This is a genomic window from Chryseobacterium sp. AC405b (assembly GCF_979258685.1).
The window spans coordinates 2,177,306-2,196,136 of sequence record NZ_OZ409877.1 but is presented as its reverse complement, the minus strand read 5'-3'; the positions used below and the strand labels follow the sequence as shown (position 1 = coordinate 2,196,136).

The following is an 18,831-nucleotide window of genomic DNA, read 5'->3' as shown; positions in this document are numbered from 1 at the left end:
TTACTAAATGAATTGCTTAAAAGTACTGAAAAAATCTATCATAGACAGCCAAATTTTTGTCTCTTTGATGGGAACTTTTTTCGCTGTATTTTTCATGCTTGAGCAAAATACATTCCGTTATCCGTCTGCACTTTTGATATTCATCACCTATTTCAGCGGATATCTGTACACAAAATATCAGAATACCCAATATTTTTATAAAATTTTCATTTTTAATATCATAACAGGAATTGTTTCGGCTGCTTTGATAATTTTTAACCATAATGAAATACGGTTGATAAAATGGTTTGTGATTGTGATTTTAGGATTATTATATAACAGTTTTTTCCTGGAAAACTACATCCGGAAAATCCCTTTATTGAAAGTCTTTTATGTGGGTTTGGTTTGGGCATTAGTCAATTGCTGGCTGACTTTACCTGAATTTGATATTCCTATATTTTTAATCAGCTTTTTTTCATTACGGCTTTAGTTTTACCGTTCGACATCCGGGATATGAAAAGTGATGCTGTTCAAACATTTCCAAAATTGATTGGAATTCAAAAAACGAAATATCTTGCCTATACTTTGGTTTTTATTTCAACAATTTTATCTATTTTTTATTTAAATATTCAGTTTTCACTTAGCTTTTTCATCACCTCCGTCTTTACTTTTGTTCTGATTTATTTTTCTAAAGATTCCAACAGCGATTCATATTATTCTTTTTGGGTAGAATCTTGTTCTGGATTACCCTTATTGTTTTTGTGGCTTCTCAATTATTTTTCGAAATGAAATTTTTATCTTTACTGAAAATATCTTCTTATGGAAAATTTACAATTGCTTAGAAATCGTTTGATAGAAAAAATTCTTTCATCTAAAAATGAAGTTTTCTTAGAAGCCATTGATAAAATTTTTTCTTCAACTCAGATTGAAGAAAAAGAAATTGAATTTTCCGATGCCCAGATAAAAATGCTTCAAGTTGCTGAAGAAGACATACAATATGGGCGTGTTATTTCTGAAGAAGAATTAGATAAACTAGATGAAGAATGGATGAAATAAAAATTGCCTGGACAGAAATCGCACAAAAACAGAGGAAGTTAATTTTTGAACATTATAATGCCAGAAACAAGAGTTTTAATTATAGTAAAAAATTAAAATTTGAAATTAAAGAATACACCAACCTTCTTAAACAACAACCCGAAATTGACAAAAAAATAAAAAACACCGATTTTAGAAACATATTTTTAGGTAATTATAGTTTAGTGTATAAAAGAAAATCAAACATTATTTATATTGCTGCATTATGGGATAATAGCCAAAATCCTGAAAAATTAAAGACTATTTTAGGATTATGATCATCAACAAACTTACCCTATACAATTTTAAAAACCATTCTGAAAAAAAGTTTGAGTTTTCGCCACAAATCAACTGTTTTGTGGGAAATAACGGTGCCGGGAAAACCAATATTCTTGATGCTTTGCATTATCTTTCTGTTGGTAAAAGTTTCTTAGGAAATACAGATACCAACAACATCAAAAAAGATGAGGATTTCTTCACGATTGATGCTGAAATTCAGAATGATGACAGTGAAGACAGCATCAAAATCTCTCAACCGAAAGACGCAAAAAAGATCATTAAAAAAAATGATAAAAGCTACGATAGAATGGCAGATCATATCGGTTATTTGCCAAGCGTGATGATTTCTCCGTATGATTCTAATTTGATTTCAGACTCTGGGGAAAGTCGAAGAAAGTTTTTAGATTCAATGATTTCACAGACCGATTCTGGATATCTTTTTGATTTAATCCAGTATCAGAAAACCATTCAGCAACGAAATGCTTTATTGAAATATTTTGCAAAAAACAGGGTTTGGGACAGAGATTCTTTAGAAATTTATGATGACCCGATCACGAAATCCGGAACTAAAATTTTTGAGAAAAGAAAAGAATTTGTAGCCAAACTCAATCCCATTGTTCAGAATTTTTATCAGATTATTTCGGGCGGAAAAGAAACGGTTTCGGTGATTTACGAATCACATTTACTGGAAGGTTTTGACATTACTCAGCCTGATAAAATCTTTCAGGAACTTTTAGATCAAAATATAGATAAAGACAGGATGCTCACTTATACTTCAAAAGGTATTCACAAAGATGATTTGCTTTTTGAAATGGATTCTGTGCTTATCAAAAAAATAGGTTCGCAGGGACAGCAGAAATCCTTTTTAATTTCGTTAAAGCTCGCTCAAATGAGTTTGATAAAGGAACTTACCGGAAAAACTCCGATTCTTCTTTTAGATGATATTTTTGACAAGCTGGATGACACTCGTGTTGCACAATTGATCAAACTCGTTAATCAGGAAAATTTCGGACAGATTTTCATTACTGATACGCACAGAGAACGTACAGAAAGTGTGGTGAAGAAGATCAATGAAGAAAGTATAATCTTTGAGATTTAATCTCTCACAGATATCACATATTTTCACAGAATTATGAAAAAAATATTTACACTTTTTTTAATTATTTGTTCATTAGTTTCTTTTGGGCAAAAGAAGAAAGCACCACCTCCGCCAGGAATCTCCAATAGTTTTATCAATAGAGATTTTAAGCCCGAAACTTTTAACAATCGGATAAAAAATTTTCCATTTAATAAAACTTCAAAAGTTAAGGTCATCTCCTATAATTTAGACTTTGAGAAAGAACCAATTTATTCACCTATCGCAATTGATGACACAATTGCAATGAAAAATCATAAGAACAGAAAAACCATAACTAAATTATCTGACATTTTATCTGTAGAAAATTTAAATGGGATTCAGCAACAAAAAAGTTTAAACTTAGTAGAAATTAAAGAGCTTTCGAATATTATTTTCAATGAATGCGACAAGTATTCAACTGGAATAATAAGTTCACGTGGATGTTACTTTCCCAGAAATGCTATTCTTTTCTATGATGAAAATGATCAAATTTTTTCTTACTTTGAAATTTGTTTTCAATGTGAAGGATTTGAGTCAAAACCTAAAAAATTATTTCAAGAAGACATTTACTGCCAAAGTATTTATGGTACGTTGGAAGGTTTTTTTAATAAATTGGGCATAAAAACTCAGTATACAGAAGTAAGTAATGAAAAGAAATAAAAAACGCGAATTTCAATCCTCTGAACTGGTAAAATCATTTGCCAGAATTTATGGTTTTGAAGATAAATTATTGGCTTTTGAAATTAAAGATTTTCTTGAAGAATATCTGGATGAAAGTTTATTTAATGAAATTGAAAGTGTAAATATTGAAGATAAAACAATTATTATAAAAATAGATTCTCCGCTTTTGAAAAATGATTTTAAAATGAGAAAAAGTTTTTACCTCAAAAAGTTTCAGGATAAATTCGGGGAAGAAAAATTTACGGATGTTCAGATTTTGTAATCGATGTTTTTTTCACTAAATCATTCGCTTTAAAATCAAAACTAGATCGCAACGGAATAAAAAATTTGAGCGGATTTTTTAAAAAGTATCTGAAAATCTCTCTGTAAATCTCACTTACTTCACCAAAATTTAATTTTCTAGATCTGAATGCCAAAAACATCGACAAGCTAAAGCTCACCGCAAAGTTGAAAAATCCGATAATGAAAACAGTGAGCAGCGAAATCCAGAACGTGTAAGAATCTACACTAAAATCTTTTCCGTACAATCCAAGAGCAAAATTTCCTGCAGCGAACGTAATGTGACGAATATCCAGATCTAAACCGAAAAATAAGCCGATCGGAGCTGTAGCGCCAAGAAAAACACCAAACCAAAAATTTGAAATTATTCCGGCCCAGTTTTTAGCATAATATTCTGAAAGGCTTTTTGCGAATTTTGCTCCTAAGAACCTTTTGATCGACTGGTTTTTGGCAATCCGATCCGGAATCTGAAAGAATACGGAATTGTTACCGATATTCCCTGAAATAATCCCCGAAATAAAAAGATAAAAACCTGCAATACTCGCATGGAGAATCGCTTTAGAATTAAAAGGATCTAAATCTCTCAGTAATTTTTCAGATTTTTCGACCGCCAGATTCTGTGAGAAAAATACATCTAAACCATAAATAATCGCCAAAGCAACCGGAAAAGCAAGCAACACATTCCCAACAAACGCAATAAACTGACTTCTGAATAATTTGGAAACTAAATCTGCAAATTCAGTATTGTTTCTTTGGGTATTTTCCTGTTCATACAGCACCTTAGTCATTGTTGCGGCCGTCATTGCAGGCTGTTTTGTAGCTAAAGTAAAACCCATCAGATAAATCATCACAAATCCCATTGCGTAATTTAGCGAGTACAAAAACGCATGGTAAAAGTCGCTTCCGGGCATAAAACCGTACAACATTTTCAGAATACATAAAGCACCAACTATGATACCGCCACCGCTCGCTTTGTAGAACATTTTCATGTACTGTTTCCGGCTCGATGTGATGTAATGGCTTCCTGTTTCGGCAGTGTGATTGGTGATTAAATGAGAAATCATCCTCGTACTGTCGTTGAAGAGTTCTGAAATATTGTTTTTGTGAGATTTGTAGCTCAAAACATTCAACATCAATTGTTTAGACTTTACAATTACATCATCATCAGTATCAATGACCAATAATTGTACGATCTCAAAAATCCTCTGCGTCTGCTGGCGGATTTTCAAAAGTGCCTGATTGATTTTTCCTGAAATACCGTATTTTGATGAATTTTTAAAAGCAATATTTACAAAATCATGGCATTGCTCGGTATAAATTTTTATTTGTTTGTACCTGCTGTCTTTTGAATTTAACTGAATATCAGGATTGATTTTAAACTCTTCCGCTAAAGTTTCTAGCTCCTTTTGTAAAGCTAAAAATGGATTGTCAAAGTTTCTGTATTCGGGAGCCATCCTCACAACTTCAACATCTAATGCCATTCCGGTAACGCGCCACGAGAGAATATTCATCGAGAAAATAAGTTCCCTTTTAACTTTTCGTTTTTGAATAAAATCTGAAATTCCCAACAAATGAAAAAACTCATTCATTTCATTTTCAGGAAGATTGTGCAGATATTCGAGGTCTTTTTTTGGTCTGAAACTGATATTGTCTACCATGTACCAAACCGTTTTCTCGTTTTCTACGGGAGGTAAAACTTTATTAAGAATCCGTTTCTTCAGCTCGGGAAAAAAGGCATTCTCCGACAAAATATTCGCTTCAGTTAACGATAAATTGAATGGTCTGCCCGCAAAAATGTTGTGAATATAATGTTTGAAATTCTCAGCTAAATTAGGATTTGCCTTTAAACAATTCAGAACGTCTGTAAAATCAGCTTTCTTTATGCTTTCCAGAAACTCAGCAAGAGGTTCCAGCGAAAGGGTTTCGTTCTTAAAAGAAAAATATTTTTTAAGAACAGATTCAAAATTTTTTGTACTAGAACTGAGAAATTTCATTAGTACAAAGATACTATTTCAAACTTACATTTCTCATCTGTCTCATGATCCAATTGTGTTTCTTTCGCAAATAGGCTGAAGGATTTTTAGGATCATATTTTTTCGGATTAGGTAAAACTGCGGCAATCCAAGCTGCATCTGATGCAGAAAGGTCTTTTGAAGATTTCCCAAAATAATATTGGGAAGCAGCTTCAACGCCAAAAACACCCTGTCCCATCTCAATAGAATTCAGATATCTTTCGAGAATAATGTCTTTGCTCCAGACTTTTTCAATAATGAAAGTATAAATTGCTTCCAGACCTTTTCTTATCCAGCTTCTGCCCTGCCAAAGGAAAATATTTTTAGCGGTCTGTTGAGAAATTGTACTTCCTCCTCTCAGTTTTTTACCTTTTTCATTATTTTTCATTGCTTTTTCAATCGCAGTGTAATCGAAACCGTTATGATTAAAAAATTTTTGATCTTCAGAGGCAATTACTGCTTTTTTTACATTATTCCCCATTTCATCATAGGAAATATAATCACGATTAAGCTTTCCATATTTGAAAAGTCCACCAATTTGAGTAATGGTAACAGGCGGATTAAAAAATCGACCCCAAATGATAAATACAACGTTCAAGACAAGAACGATAAAAATGAACTGCTTTATTTTTTTCCACATAAGCTTAAATACTGCTGCAAAAATAAAAAATTCCTGCGAGCTATTGCAATTCTTTCATGTAAGTCAACTGATATTCGGGCAAAAGCTCCGGATGAAAGATTTTTATGTAATCTTTAAGAATAAGATCGGCACGTACAACTCCACTTTCAAAAATATCATTAGACTGTTGCTTTTCTTTGCCACTAACTCCGTAAATTTTACCTTTATTAAAAACCTCAATTTTGCTGTAAAACGGATTGATATTCAATAACTCCTGTTTTGAAAGATGGTTTCCGGCATTTACCCAGTATTGAGTTTGTTTAGATTTTGCAAAAACTTCTTCGAAGCTCATGGTTACTGCCTTTTCTTCGTTATTATCTTTTAAAATGTAATCAGCATTGGCGTCTGCAATATAATGGGCAGTAAAGGTTTTTCCACCAGGCAAATACCATACATCACCATACATTTCATTGGCTAAAACTTTTGGTTTTGACCTGGATTGTAAAGCTAATTTTTTTAACCCAATATAATTTTTTTCAATCTCAGCATATTTTTGTTCTGCAAGTTTTTCTTTTCCGAAAAGTTTTCCGAAAAGTTTGAGATATGCAGATTTTTCTAATGGCTTCTGTTCCATATATTCATCTAAAAAAATCACCTGAATTCCGTTATTTTTTAAAAGCTGGTAGGTGTTATCAAAACTTGCAATGTAATTGGTGAAAATTGCATCAGGTTTCAGAGAAATAATTTTTTCGACATCATATTTCTGATCGTTTCCAGCATTATGTATCCGTCCTTGTGTTATCAAATCATTAATTTTTTGAGAATAAATATATTCAGGACTAGAAACTCCAATGATCCTATTTTCTGCTTCAATTTCTGAAATATATCCTAATAAGCTCGCATTTAATAAAATAACTCTTTTGAAAGGTAACTGACTCTCTTTAAAATCATACTCGAACTTTCCTGATTTTATATGCACATTTCCGTCATGTACCTGATATCTTAAATTGGAAGATAAAGAAATGAGACCAGATTGCGATATTTTTTGCTCTTGTTTACAGGAGTTTAGCAGTAACAAGGTTATAAAAATTAAAAATTTCAATTTCATCTTTCAAAGAAAGCAAAAAAGTCTTATATTTGCAAACCTTTAAATAAGGCCTCGTGGCGCAACTGAATAGCGCATCTGATTACGGCTCAGAAGGTTACAGGTTTGAATCCTGTCGAGGTCACAAGACCGACATTTGAAGTTTTTTCACTTCTTTGTCGGTTTTTTTGTTTTCCTATTTCCTTCTTAATCAGGAAGATATTCTCTGCAAAACTGTTGATTTTAGTGGTTTGAAAATATTCTCCGTTGAAGGTTAACTTTTCAGGATATATCAAACCAATTATAGCTCTTTTGTCTAATGAATCTGCAGTTTTGTATCTTTCTGAAATATTGGTAACAGCTCGTAAAGCCTCTCCCTGCTTATGTTCAACGTTATTATCTTTCTTGGTTTCTTTAAGTGCATTGAGTTTGAATATAAGCTCGTCAAGTTCAACCTTGTTTTTCCTATTAACTTCTCTGAAAATCGTCTTCATCTAATCTATCTTCTAAATATAAATCTCTAGCTTTGTCGATTCTAGCTTCAATAGCATCAAGTTTATTTTGAAGAATCTTTCGTTCATCATTCAGACCATTTGAACTATTGAGAAATTTTGCTTTAAAATAATCTTCATTATCCTCAGCACCAATACTAATTTTTGATAATTCTTAGATAAAAGATTATAAATTTCAGAATTATGTAAAACAACATGAAGTTGTGCAATGGTAATAGCAGTAATGCTTGCTTCTACCCTTAGTACCACTAGTGAGAGTTCTATTGCATCTTAGACAGATCAGCAATCCTCTTAAAAGGTAACGTTATTGGTTTATTATTCTTAATGATCCCTTAGTCATTTACGATATAAATTTCTCCGACATTAATCAATAGGATTATCCTGCTCTTAGTTTTATATTTTATTTTAATGAATTTTGATAATCAATCTGTGGTGATTTTTAAAATTGCATATTACTAAGTTGATACATAACCCTATTAATTTTAGTATTAGGAAGAGCCTTACTTTTTACTTTTTTCAATAAAATACTTAATTATCCAAAATATAATTCCTATCATCAGGGGAATTAAAAAATAGTAAAGTAGACTAAATTGATATACAGCGACCCAAGTTCCTAAATCATACTTTTTATCACAGTATTCACAGACAAATATTGAGTTAAATTCATTTCCTATATTTTCAAAATAATCAATGACCGAGATAAATATTATTCCTGTTAAATAATACAAAATCGAAACAGAAATAAAATATTTATACCATGCTCCTTTTTTACCGAGTATTAGAAACGAGATAAAAAAGGGCAAACATACATTGAGTATTATAAAAATAATTAAAAAAATACAATTAAAATAGTTTACCATCCTCCTCCTCCGGTTTTATTATTATCTCTATTTTTAATAACCTCCTTTGTTATATCTTGTGTTTGTCCAGGGTCAGATCTATTAAAGGTCTGGGTTGCACTGGAGGGAGAATGATTTATTATATCTGAAACATTAGATAAAACCTGTCTCCATTGTCTTTTTTGAAAATATCTTGACGCCAATGAACCTACAATTAAACCTGAGTTAGCTCTTGTGGTATTATTAATGCGATATGTCAGCGTTTGAGATTTTTCGTCATAAAAAGCTCCGAAATTTATATAACCTGCATCGGGGTGTCCCTCTAATGTAGCAAATTTCGCATAAAATCCAGAATCATTAGCACCTACATCTTGAACAACGACTGAACCATTATCACCAGTTATTTCAATGTCAACATGATCATTTATTGAAACGCCACCGCTACCATCACGATCTATTAACTCATAATCTGCTAAACCATTATCATTAATTAATCCCGGATCTGTAGTAAACCGCCTTCTTAATTCATCATATTGTTTTTTAGTTACGCCTTTATATTTTGCCTCATAAACCTGATCTTCTACAAAACTTAAAACATCTCCACTCGTATAAAAATTGATAACTTTACAGCTTTCACAATCTCCTTTTTCTTTTGTTCCCTTTTTTTCGGGCTTATCTTTACCCGGGCAACCTGGTGTTCCAGGAACACATTTACCTGTTGGATCGGTAAAACGTACTGGATTATTTAGTGTATAAGTGTACGGCGACCAACTCGGCATATTTTCTCCCATCGGATCAACACCATACCATATGCTCAACTTAGGGTTATAATATCTCGCTCCATAATAGTACAGTCCCGTTTCACTATCAAGTTCCTTGGCATTGAATTTATATGGATTGTCATAAACACCTGTCATCTGTTCTGCCATAGTTTCCCCGAAAGGTAAATTTAGGTAAAATTGAGTTGTTTCTGCATGTGAATTGGTGACATATGTGGCAGAACCTAAATGGTCACCGTGGTAATAGTAAATATCAGGTTGAGCTCCCGGACCTTTAGCAAATTCAGTTTCCACTTTTTCTGCATCCAAACCTGCTTTTTTCAGATAAGTCATAAAATCACTTTCCGTATCTACTTTTTCATTTTTATCCTCTTTTTTAGAAGTACGCGATTCTACCCTAAATTTTTCTGCACCTTCTAAAAATCTGCTGGCTACTCTTTGCGATCCTGCATAATAATGCTTAGTATAGATATTGCTGGAGTTGATAACTACGTAAGGATTAGGATAAACTTTAAAATCATTAAATGCAAGATTAAAATCTACCAGACTTCCATTCTGATACAACTGAGCTGAATTTTGAAGATTATATTTAATAATTCTTTCCCCTTTATCATCATAGGTGTAATACTGATAAGCACCCATATCTGAATTATACGCTTTTAATCTATCCATCTCATCCCAAAACAACTGAATATTACCAATAGGTGCATTATGATATATCAGATTGCCGTTACTGTCATATCCAAAATATTCATTTCCGTTACCATATACTGTATCCTCAATATACTCCACTTTATGAGTACCCGGTAAATAGTGGTATTCGTTATTGTACGTATTTTGCATATTTAGAGTACCGTTTTGCACATGATCCTGTTGCTTTATAAGAATTCCTCCAGCCTCATTATAGCTTACAGACAACCCATTACTGGCACTTTTTGTAGCATATGAAGAATTATTATTTCCACTAAAATTCCCGTTTGTATTTGTCAATCGATTAAGCTGATCATACTCATACTCCTGAAAATAATTACCACCCATATCGTTGGGAGAATACCCAGCAGTGTTTGTCTGGTTTATAATATTTTTTACATAATCATAAGCATAGTTGTTATTTAACAATTGATTATTGGAATCATCTTTCAAAATATGATTGGCTAAATTGCGACTGCTCGGCAAATAGGTATACTCAGACTTTGCATTATTTCCATATTCTATAAGCGTGCGTTGCTCATAATCATCGTATACAATATTTTTTACATATTCATAACTTTGGCCATTGACAATTCTTCTTAAATTTCCAGCTAGATTGTATTCGTAATCCAAAGTCTCCCCATCAGGATAGATAAGACGTCGTATACGGTTCCAACTATCGTAACTATATCTAGTAATAAAGTTCATTGTTGGAATATTGTAGCCAAAAACAGTTCTGTCTTCCTGTACAATTTCTCCGATTTTTCCATATTCATATCTTGTTATACCTGAATTGTCCCTTTTGTAAATTACTCTCCCTGTATTATTACCAGATCCATTTACAGCGTACTCATACTGAACATTGGAAGGATTTGTACCGTTTGGTAAGTCCGGTAATATTACTTCAAGAATTCTATTGTAATCATAATTATATTTTATAAAAGGCTGATTCGGATTATTCTGTAGGTTTTCAGTATGATGCTGAATCAGATTGCTTGAAGGATCATACTTGTAGGTAGAAATTCCATGGTCCGGATGATTTACAAAAACCCTTCTGCCTGCTAAATCATAGTCGTAATAGGTTTTTATTCCCTGAGGATCTGTTACCGTTTCAAGTTGACCTAGGAAACTATAATCAAAGGACGTTTGTAATGGTTGGCCACCTAAAAAGTTAATGGTTTTGGCTACTTTGCCTTCAGCATTCTTAAATGTCTCAGATTTAAGTTGAGTACTCATGTTTTGCATTTGAATTGCAGTAATTTTAAAATTACCATTATCAATAGTGTAGGATAGATTTGTCACATGACTATCTTCATCAGTCTGTTGCGTAGCTCTGTCTAAAACATCGTAAGCGGAAGTTGTAAAATAAGGTGACAAATTTAGGTTAATCTGACGGTTACCGTAATTCGGCACAGAATAATCTTTAATCTCCTGTGTCGGGTGATAATTTTTAATTGCCCTACCCTGACTATCATATACTACCATTCCAGAAACTGACATTTTTTCAACACCGCCAACATCAATATCTTTTTTCGACTGGACACTTCTTCCAAGACCATCCGAAAATGAAATCGTTTCGATTGGATTATTAGGGTCTTGCGGATCATAGTTCTGTGTCAGGGCTCCATATGCAGCTCCGAAACCGGTTGAAGATGGTGGATTCAGGAAAAAGTATTCATAACGGACGGTATACGGATTAACTCCGTCTTCATATGGTGCTAAGATTGAAATAATTCTACCTTTAGGATCGTATGTATACTTGATCTTATTGCCTGACGTATCTGTAGCTTCAGTTACAGCGTCGAACCTAGGATCATACTCTGCAGAAGACTCCACATCAAAGCTGTCTTTAGTCCTAACAACATACTTATTTAAACCATCATAATCATAAGAAAGACGATAATTTTGAAAGTTCTCATTAGGAGGATAAGTAACCTGTACAATATTACCAAATGAATCGTACTTGAATGTCGTCACTGCAATCTCTGAAGGATTGAGATCCACATAAATAGAGGTTATATTTCCGGTATTGCTATCTACATCAGTTGCTCTACTTCTTAAGGTATTGGCGGTGGAAGTGCCATTATGAACTTTTATTTCTTTAGGAATATTTAATATATTATTGTTCAAGTCATGATAAGTGATCCGCGAATTGTAAGAAGTTGATGGACTATTGTACTCAAATTTTTCAATCTGCCCCTTAGTATTGTAGGTGTTCGTCGTATTAATAGTTACACTTCCGCCACTCTCATATCTATCATTTATGGTATTTTTTAATAAAACTATTGCCATTTTCCTTCCCTCTGTTCCACCAGTGTCAAAAGTTTCGGGAACTGCCGATAAATTGATCAGAGTATTGTTATTACTAAATTTATGCAGTGTATAGGCGTTTGTTGTCTGGGATAAAACATTTGTTCCACCAGCTAACAGAGTACTTCTAATAAGAAGGCCGTGAAGAAAATAATTATTATTGTAAAACGTCTCTACAGTTGATCTGAAAACAGAATTTCCGTTCATCTCCTCTGAAGTAACTATTTGAAAACCAAAATAATCCCTTTCTCTACGATCATATCGAGAATTTTCATATTTAAATCTTGTAACCATGTCTTTACCCGGTGTTGAAACCAAATGATTTCCTGATAGAGCATCAGGATTTATCATTTTAACCTCACTTAATACCAGCCTTCCATGAGGATCATTATAAGTAGGTTTATTAAAGGTATAGTCAAGAAAGACGATATTGAGAGGGTGGAGATCTTGATTTACACCTGCATTTCGGGTAACACTCTTCAGCTTGTTCGTTCGTCCGATCTTTGAGTAGTTAACCGTAAACCCATCATTGTTTGAAATAACCAAATCTGCGTATCCGTCTCCATTCATATCCTTGAAAGTTTTATCAACTTCGGCAATTGATAATCCAACATGGGCTGAAGCTTGTCCACCCACTTTAAGATATATTAAAGGTATTGGAAAGAATGGCCACCAAACAATTGGCACTGTATAATAATATCCTCCACCTACAGATATTCCACCTCTGTATGTTTTTGCTTCATTATTGTAATCTACACCAGAACCTGTTTTGGCTAATGTCACGGGGTCAGAAAATTTATTCCCTAAATTGTATTTCACCTGAGTCTGATTATTTCCTACAATTAGTATGTCAATCATGCCATCTCCGTTAATGTCTTCAAATGTTGTTTTAGAAGAGCCTAATGCATAAGATGCAGACGCACTAACACTTACAGGAAGAGAAGAAATCCCACCTAAGTCGAAAGCATAACCCAATCCGACTGAACCGACAGGTCCGGATGAATACGTTTCTGAGTTTTTATAAGCATAACCTCCGTCTAATCCGTTCCCAAGATTTATATAATATTTCATTGAAGAAGTACCGCCGCCTGTGATTCGGTCTGCCATACCATCGCCATTAATATCCAGCCAATACGACTCACCTGTATCTCTTGAATCATAATTTGCAGATACCTGTCCTGACCATGGAGATGAAGTATCAATTCCGCTCCCCATACCCACGCTTGGAGTATACCAGCTTGTTGAAGGTGTGCTGCGAACTTCACCGTTTCTGGCAACAGCCCCTGTCTGTATGGATTTTTCAGGCGAATAGGTAGGTGAAAGGGTGTTTGAATAGCTGTTGGTACTTGAAATATAAGCATTCACAAAGGGGCTTCTGATAGAACCATGCCCACCTGTAGAATTTGACAATTGCATAGCGTCTTTGTAAACCGCATCAGGATAACCGTCTCCGTTCATATCCATAAAATCCTGCAAAGTGAGGCTGCCATCACCTGCCAATACCGAGTTTGCGTTCTGCAGACCAAAACCGAAAAGGCTGCCACTTAAAGTGTTGGTTCTTGATTTACTATAATATTTTTTACTGATACCAAACATCTTGGTATCAACATTTCCTTGTACAATAAAACTATCCGGAGGTTCCGGGTTAGCGGTTTGTGGATTAAAAAATCCTGTAACTGACTCATCATCTTTAAAAGAATCATTCATGGCAAACTGCTCTGGTCCGATACCTATCCATTTTTCCACAAATCGTCGGCCCTGTCCACCAGACGGCAAAGTAATCCTTCTGCTTGTAATTTCTGTGTTCAGCGGCTGAATTGGTTTAGGGGTGAAATTGGTAGGATTTTGGTAAAACCCTGAATTATTAAGCTGTTGTGCTATACATTCCGCTGTTGCCTGAGGTGTAGATAAATTATCACAAACAGGAAAACTTAAGTTTGTCTGATTATTGATTCCTGCAAGTGAACCTACATTGATAAGCCTTCCATATTCATCAGCTGGAGTATCCGGATTCAATATAAAACCATCAGAATTGCTGGCCGGTTTTACATCTGCAAACTCATTATAAAGAAACTGCCCCCAATTACGGTAAAACTGGCTTACATTTTCAAGTGATGAAGAATTTATGGAAGTATGGTTAACGGCAACCAATACACTATTTGAAGATCCCTGATAGATATTAAAAGGCTTATTTTGATATAAATTGCTGTACTCTTTATAAAAATTATAATCCGATTCTGACTTACAGTAAACCTGTATATTAATTCTTCCGTCATTTGACGTAGCCGTGGAAAGATCACCTGTGTAGAAATTGATAGGATTTACCCCGTACACAAGCTGATTGGTTTCCATATTAAGTTCAACTAGATTTCCCGAATTGATAGGGTTTATAATTCTCCTCTTACCAAGAACCTGTCCATCCTTCTTTATGATATAATAGAAGCTACCTTTAGTTAGTCCGGCATTAGCAAACAGACTTTTATTAAGTTCAACGTTATAGTGTTGAGTTCCCGCCGGAGGAGTACCTGTTAAATGTTCATTAATCTGTACCTGTTTATTAAGTTCCGTGATATAAAAAGACGGATATTCTGCTGCTACGAAGCTTGACTGAGAAGCACCGGCTGAAGGAAAATGATCTACATATATTCTGTTCCAGTTGCTGTCTCTGAAAGAAATATGTGAATCACTTTCAACTACAAATCGAATAGCTGACGGTACATCATTTGCCGTGAATGTCAGATCTGTTACTCCTGAAATATTTGAGGGTAAAGCGATTGTCTGAAACGCACTGTTGCTTGGTGGATATGTTTGACTATAAAGTTCTGTTTCAGTATCGGTAGTGACATTTACCTTAACGATTTTAAAAGTAATATTATCCGTAGATTTTGGAAAATCCACACTTGGTACTGTGATTTTTAAGGTTCCTGGAGCCGAGATTTGAAAAGGTTTATATCTGTTATTCAGTAGAAAATTTTCTGAATAGTGACCGTTATTCATATTAAATCCTTCCTGATTATAATAAGGTATAATCGCTGCAGGTATATCAGTATTGACATAAGTAATCTTAGGATTAGAAAAAACCCTGTAACTGTTATTTTCATCTTTATGCAGGCGTACAAATACTTTATCCCCAGCTTTTACTTTCAATAATGAAGCATCATTGACAGCTAAGTGATTATTTAAATTAATAGGCATTAACGCTGAAATAGCCGCAAAATGATCATTGTATTTCTTAATGTTAATGATCTGGGAGACCATTCCTTCTGTAAGCGTTTTCAAATAAATTCTAACATTTGTTAAAGGATCAGAAGGGTTTAATATCTCGACGGAGTAAACAGCTTTTGCATTAGTCATATTCTCAATGCTCAAAGTATCATCAAATTCTATGAAACCATCGCGAGGAGCAATCCAGACTTTAATAACATCATTTTTTACAACATCCTGCCATGAACCTTCCAAGGGCGATGTATGCTGCGTAAGAGCATCAGCTACAATAACCATATTTTCAGTGGAATCGCTATATTGGGTCATCTCAACGTTTCCTGTAATATGATTCATTCTTCCGAATAAAACCTGACCATCTTTAACAACATCCATGATCCCATCCGAATTGGAATCTAGGATAAATGCAGATGTATCGCTTTTGCTGGTAGACCATATCTGGGCAAAATTAAAACCTATGTTGAAAACTTTAATTCCGGCATCATAACCTATATTATTGGTTTTAGTTTTTGTAAAGGAAAAATTACTGTTTAGATGCTGAATTTTTCGTTCTGAGCCAAATGTAATATCACCACTGCTAAAGCTACCAGGACGCACATAAAGCCCGCTGCTTGGTCTTCTGAATATTAAATCAGGTATTCCGTCACCGTCAAAATCCATCAATTCCTGGGCTTTCTTAGCTTCAGCTTCAGAATGACCGATATTGAAAGATGCCATTATATGACCATAACCGTTCGTAGGGTTCGGTATCAGAAAGTCAAGTCCCACTCCGGGAACCCTTCCGCTAACCCCCCATTCAAAATTATTATTTGCCGAAATTTTTGATGGTTTAAGAAAATTAGGCAGAATAGGAAATGCATCGCTTCCACCACCTCCGTCAATTGCTACATCATTACCAAAATTTACGGTTGGTGAATCAGAATTTTCTTTCAGATCATTATAGTATTCAAATCTGTGCTGATTGGTAAATTCATCCTGACCGTCATACTCAATAATATCCTGCAATACAGTTTTATAAAACTCCCCTACACCATATATAAGATTATATCTTCTAATAATTTCGTCATCAAATTTTATTACAATATTATTCAGTCGATAAGGTTCTATTATTTTTCTTCCCAATTTTGCGTTGATGCTAATATCAGGTCTTGCTATTGTGTTATCTCGTTCAAAATTTACAGAATAATTACCATCACTTCCATCTTTTCCTGTGTACAAAATCTTCTTTACATGAAAGTAGACTCCATTATTCAGGTTCTCATTGTCACCGGTTTGATTATTAATTATGACATTATCGTATTCATATTTGATATTATTCCCATGGACATCTACCACCTTTAAAATTCCCCACTGTAAAATATTTTGTGAAGCGTCTTTTATCACAAAATCAGTATTTACAGAATTTTCATCACCACCGTAATAGGTTTTGGTGCCATTGGTTGATGTAACAATCCATCTATATTCTTTTGTATTGACCCCGTAACGCTCAATCTTTGTGAAATCGTGGTTTCTTCGTATAAAAAAGGTTTTTTTATTATTCTGAATAAGCTCGTTTCTTTTCTGCTTGTTAGTGGTAAAAACTGTGCTTGTTTCACTGATGTCATTATGTCGGTGGGGCAAATAGTTGCCATCATACACCAACATTTCCCCGTCTAAAGAATATAATTCAGTTTCATCCTGTTGATCAAATTTAGGACTCCCCCATCTCGTGTCTATAGTGATGGCTGATAACCCACTAACATCCCATCCTTCACCCAACCAGCCATTTCCGCCGTTGCTGCTGTATCCAATTGCTAAGTTTGGCTGCATCCCTTTTCTTCCTGCAGGTATTACCAATGGATGCGAAACCTTTGCATCCCCTTTCTGATTAGCGGACGGAGCAGCAATCATTGATACGCCAGCAACAGGATTACCCGCTTTCAAACCACTTATTCCTGTTGATTGTGCAGCATTCAGCTGCGGTGATTCGGGCACTGAAATAATCCCATTAATATAATCACCATCACCGTTACCTTCAAATGTCAATGTTTTATTTTTCTGATCAACAACCGAAGCCCCCGCAACGATCCATTGCTTTTTGTTATAATCAAACGAAAAAACCTTAATTTCTTTTGGTGAAATTAATCCCAGTCTTTTTTCATCGTAAGGAATGGTGATTTTAACTTTTTTATTCAGTTTTCCAGATACTACAGAAAAACGATATCCTGATTTATTCAGTGTAACATTTTTAAGACCGCTCGAAGTACAAGGGATATCTTTTTCTCTTAGTTTTAAAACCTCAACATATGCAGACTCAGAGGTCTCTTTTTCTATTTTCAAATTTAAATCTTCGTATTGAATATCAAATTCTTTGTCATTGGATATTATGACGCCCCTTGAACTGAAATAATTATTATTTGAAACTTTAAAGGATTTTGTGTCTGCAGGAATTTTGTATGACTGAGCGATTCCATTAGCTGTAACCGAAAAATTTCCGGTTAGTTTATCTTTTTCAGACAATTGAATAATTTTCTCAAACTCACCGTTTTTAATGTCAACATTACTACCGTTAACATGAATAACTGTCGATAATTTACTGAAACCTTTTACATATAATTGATCTCCTGAAAGAGCAGAATTAACAATTAAGTTTTTAGATGAATTTCTACTCTTTTCAAAAACAATCTTCATGTTTTTCACCTTGTATTTAACTCCGGCAGAGGGTGACGTAAACAAAATTGTATTGATACCGCTTTTTACGGTTTCAGAACTTAGTTCTTCTCTCTGATGACTCCATACAGCCTGAGGTACAATAATCTCACCGCCCATAACCAGGTTGTGATTAATGGATCTCGGCACGGACTGATGTGAGGATAAACCAAACAAATCATATTCTAAATAAGCTTTAGAATCTTCTTTATTCAAAACAGGAATATCAATGGTAAAAAAGTTATCTGAAGCCCTGTCCTCCTCCTCGTCTGAAAACACGCCGACTGTTCCTTCTTTCTCTTTAGCTGAATAGGAATTCAGTATCTCAGAAGTTTTTTCTTCAAAATTATACTCCTGATCAGAAAACTGATTTAAATTTAAACCTTCAGAGGGGGTATCAATTTCAGATTTCCTTAAAATAGTATTTAAGGTCTTTTTATGATACTGATCAGATAGAATTTCATCTAAATTCAAATTTGACTCAGTAGGGGTAAGATCTTTTTTATCAGATAACTTGCCCATCAGATCTTTTTTCCATTCTCTGACTTTATATCTGTCTTCTTTCGTAAAACTTGCGAAGATAAACATCGTTGTAAAAAAGTATACCAGCAGAGCCGACTTCTTTCTAAAAGGAAGTTTAAGTGATTTTATTTTCATGATTTGGTTT

At 34.1% G+C, this 18,831-nt stretch carries 11 protein-coding genes and 1 tRNA gene; 7 read left to right on the top strand and 5 right to left on the bottom strand.

Features of this window, described 5'->3' with window-relative positions; all coding sequences use genetic code 11:
* Nucleotides 1-7: 7 nt before the first annotated feature.
* The 6 genes from ACZZZA_RS10645 to ACZZZA_RS10620 all read left to right on the top strand — a co-directional run bounded on the left by ACZZZA_RS10645 (nt 8) and on the right by ACZZZA_RS10620 (nt 3,392).
* Nucleotides 8-469 (top strand): hypothetical protein, encoded by a 462-nt coding sequence (locus tag ACZZZA_RS10645; RefSeq protein WP_463431596.1) that lies wholly within the window; start codon nt 8-10, stop codon nt 467-469.
* 329 nt (nt 470-798) lie between these two features.
* Entirely contained in the window at nt 799-1,035 is a 237-nt protein-coding gene (locus ACZZZA_RS10640) for a hypothetical protein (RefSeq protein ID WP_463431595.1), read from the top strand.
* Nucleotides 1,023-1,331 (top strand): type II toxin-antitoxin system RelE/ParE family toxin, encoded by a 309-nt coding sequence (locus ACZZZA_RS10635; RefSeq protein WP_463431593.1) that lies wholly within the window; start codon nt 1,023-1,025, stop codon nt 1,329-1,331. Before ACZZZA_RS10640 ends, ACZZZA_RS10635 begins: the two co-directional genes overlap by 13 nt.
* Complete coding sequence (gene recF / locus ACZZZA_RS10630) at nt 1,328-2,431, top strand: DNA replication/repair protein RecF (RefSeq protein ID WP_463431591.1); 1,104 nt, start codon at nt 1,328-1,330, stop codon at nt 2,429-2,431. Before ACZZZA_RS10635 ends, recF begins: the two co-directional genes overlap by 4 nt.
* A 33-nt stretch (nt 2,432-2,464) precedes the next feature.
* Nucleotides 2,465-3,109, top strand: coding sequence for a hypothetical protein (locus ACZZZA_RS10625; protein WP_463431590.1), 645 nt, complete (start codon nt 2,465-2,467; stop codon nt 3,107-3,109).
* Nucleotides 3,096-3,392 carry a hypothetical protein gene (locus tag ACZZZA_RS10620; RefSeq protein ID WP_463431589.1) on the top strand — a complete coding sequence of 99 codons (297 nt, stop codon included), beginning with the start codon at nt 3,096-3,098 and terminating at the stop codon, nt 3,390-3,392. Before ACZZZA_RS10625 ends, ACZZZA_RS10620 begins: the two co-directional genes overlap by 14 nt.
* Here the strand turns inward: ACZZZA_RS10620 and ACZZZA_RS10615 are convergent.
* From ACZZZA_RS10615 to ACZZZA_RS10605, 3 genes are read right to left on the bottom strand one after another with little or no spacing between them, the layout of a single operon-like run.
* Nucleotides 3,370-5,403, bottom strand: coding sequence for a recombinase (locus tag ACZZZA_RS10615; protein WP_463431587.1), 2,034 nt, complete (start codon nt 5,401-5,403; stop codon nt 3,370-3,372). The two genes, ACZZZA_RS10620 and ACZZZA_RS10615, sit on opposite strands and share 23 nt — an antisense overlap.
* 13 nt (nt 5,404-5,416) lie before the next feature.
* Nucleotides 5,417-6,061: a monofunctional biosynthetic peptidoglycan transglycosylase gene (mtgA, locus tag ACZZZA_RS10610; RefSeq protein WP_463431585.1), complete on the bottom strand. Its 645-nt coding sequence runs from the start codon at nt 6,059-6,061 to the stop codon at nt 5,417-5,419.
* A 40-nt stretch (nt 6,062-6,101) separates the two neighbouring features.
* Complete coding sequence (locus ACZZZA_RS10605) at nt 6,102-7,118, bottom strand: ABC transporter substrate-binding protein (protein ID WP_463431583.1); 1,017 nt, start codon at nt 7,116-7,118, stop codon at nt 6,102-6,104.
* 77 nt (nt 7,119-7,195) lie between these two features.
* Between ACZZZA_RS10605 and ACZZZA_RS10600 the strand changes: the two genes are divergently transcribed.
* Nucleotides 7,196-7,269, top strand: a tRNA-Arg gene (locus ACZZZA_RS10600).
* Here ACZZZA_RS10600 and ACZZZA_RS10595 read toward each other — a convergent pair.
* Together ACZZZA_RS10595 and ACZZZA_RS10590 are read right to left on the bottom strand one after the other, a co-directional pair.
* The gene (locus tag ACZZZA_RS10595) at nt 7,235-7,618 is read right to left on the bottom strand and encodes a hypothetical protein (RefSeq protein ID WP_463431581.1); all 384 of its coding nucleotides are present in this window, start codon (nt 7,616-7,618) and stop codon (nt 7,235-7,237) included. The genes ACZZZA_RS10600 and ACZZZA_RS10595 overlap by 35 nt on opposite strands.
* Before the next feature lie 871 nt (nt 7,619-8,489).
* Nucleotides 8,490-18,821: a SpvB/TcaC N-terminal domain-containing protein gene (locus ACZZZA_RS10590; protein ID WP_463431579.1), complete on the bottom strand. Its 10,332-nt coding sequence runs from the start codon at nt 18,819-18,821 to the stop codon at nt 8,490-8,492.
* Between the last annotated feature and the right edge of the window lie 10 nt (nt 18,822-18,831).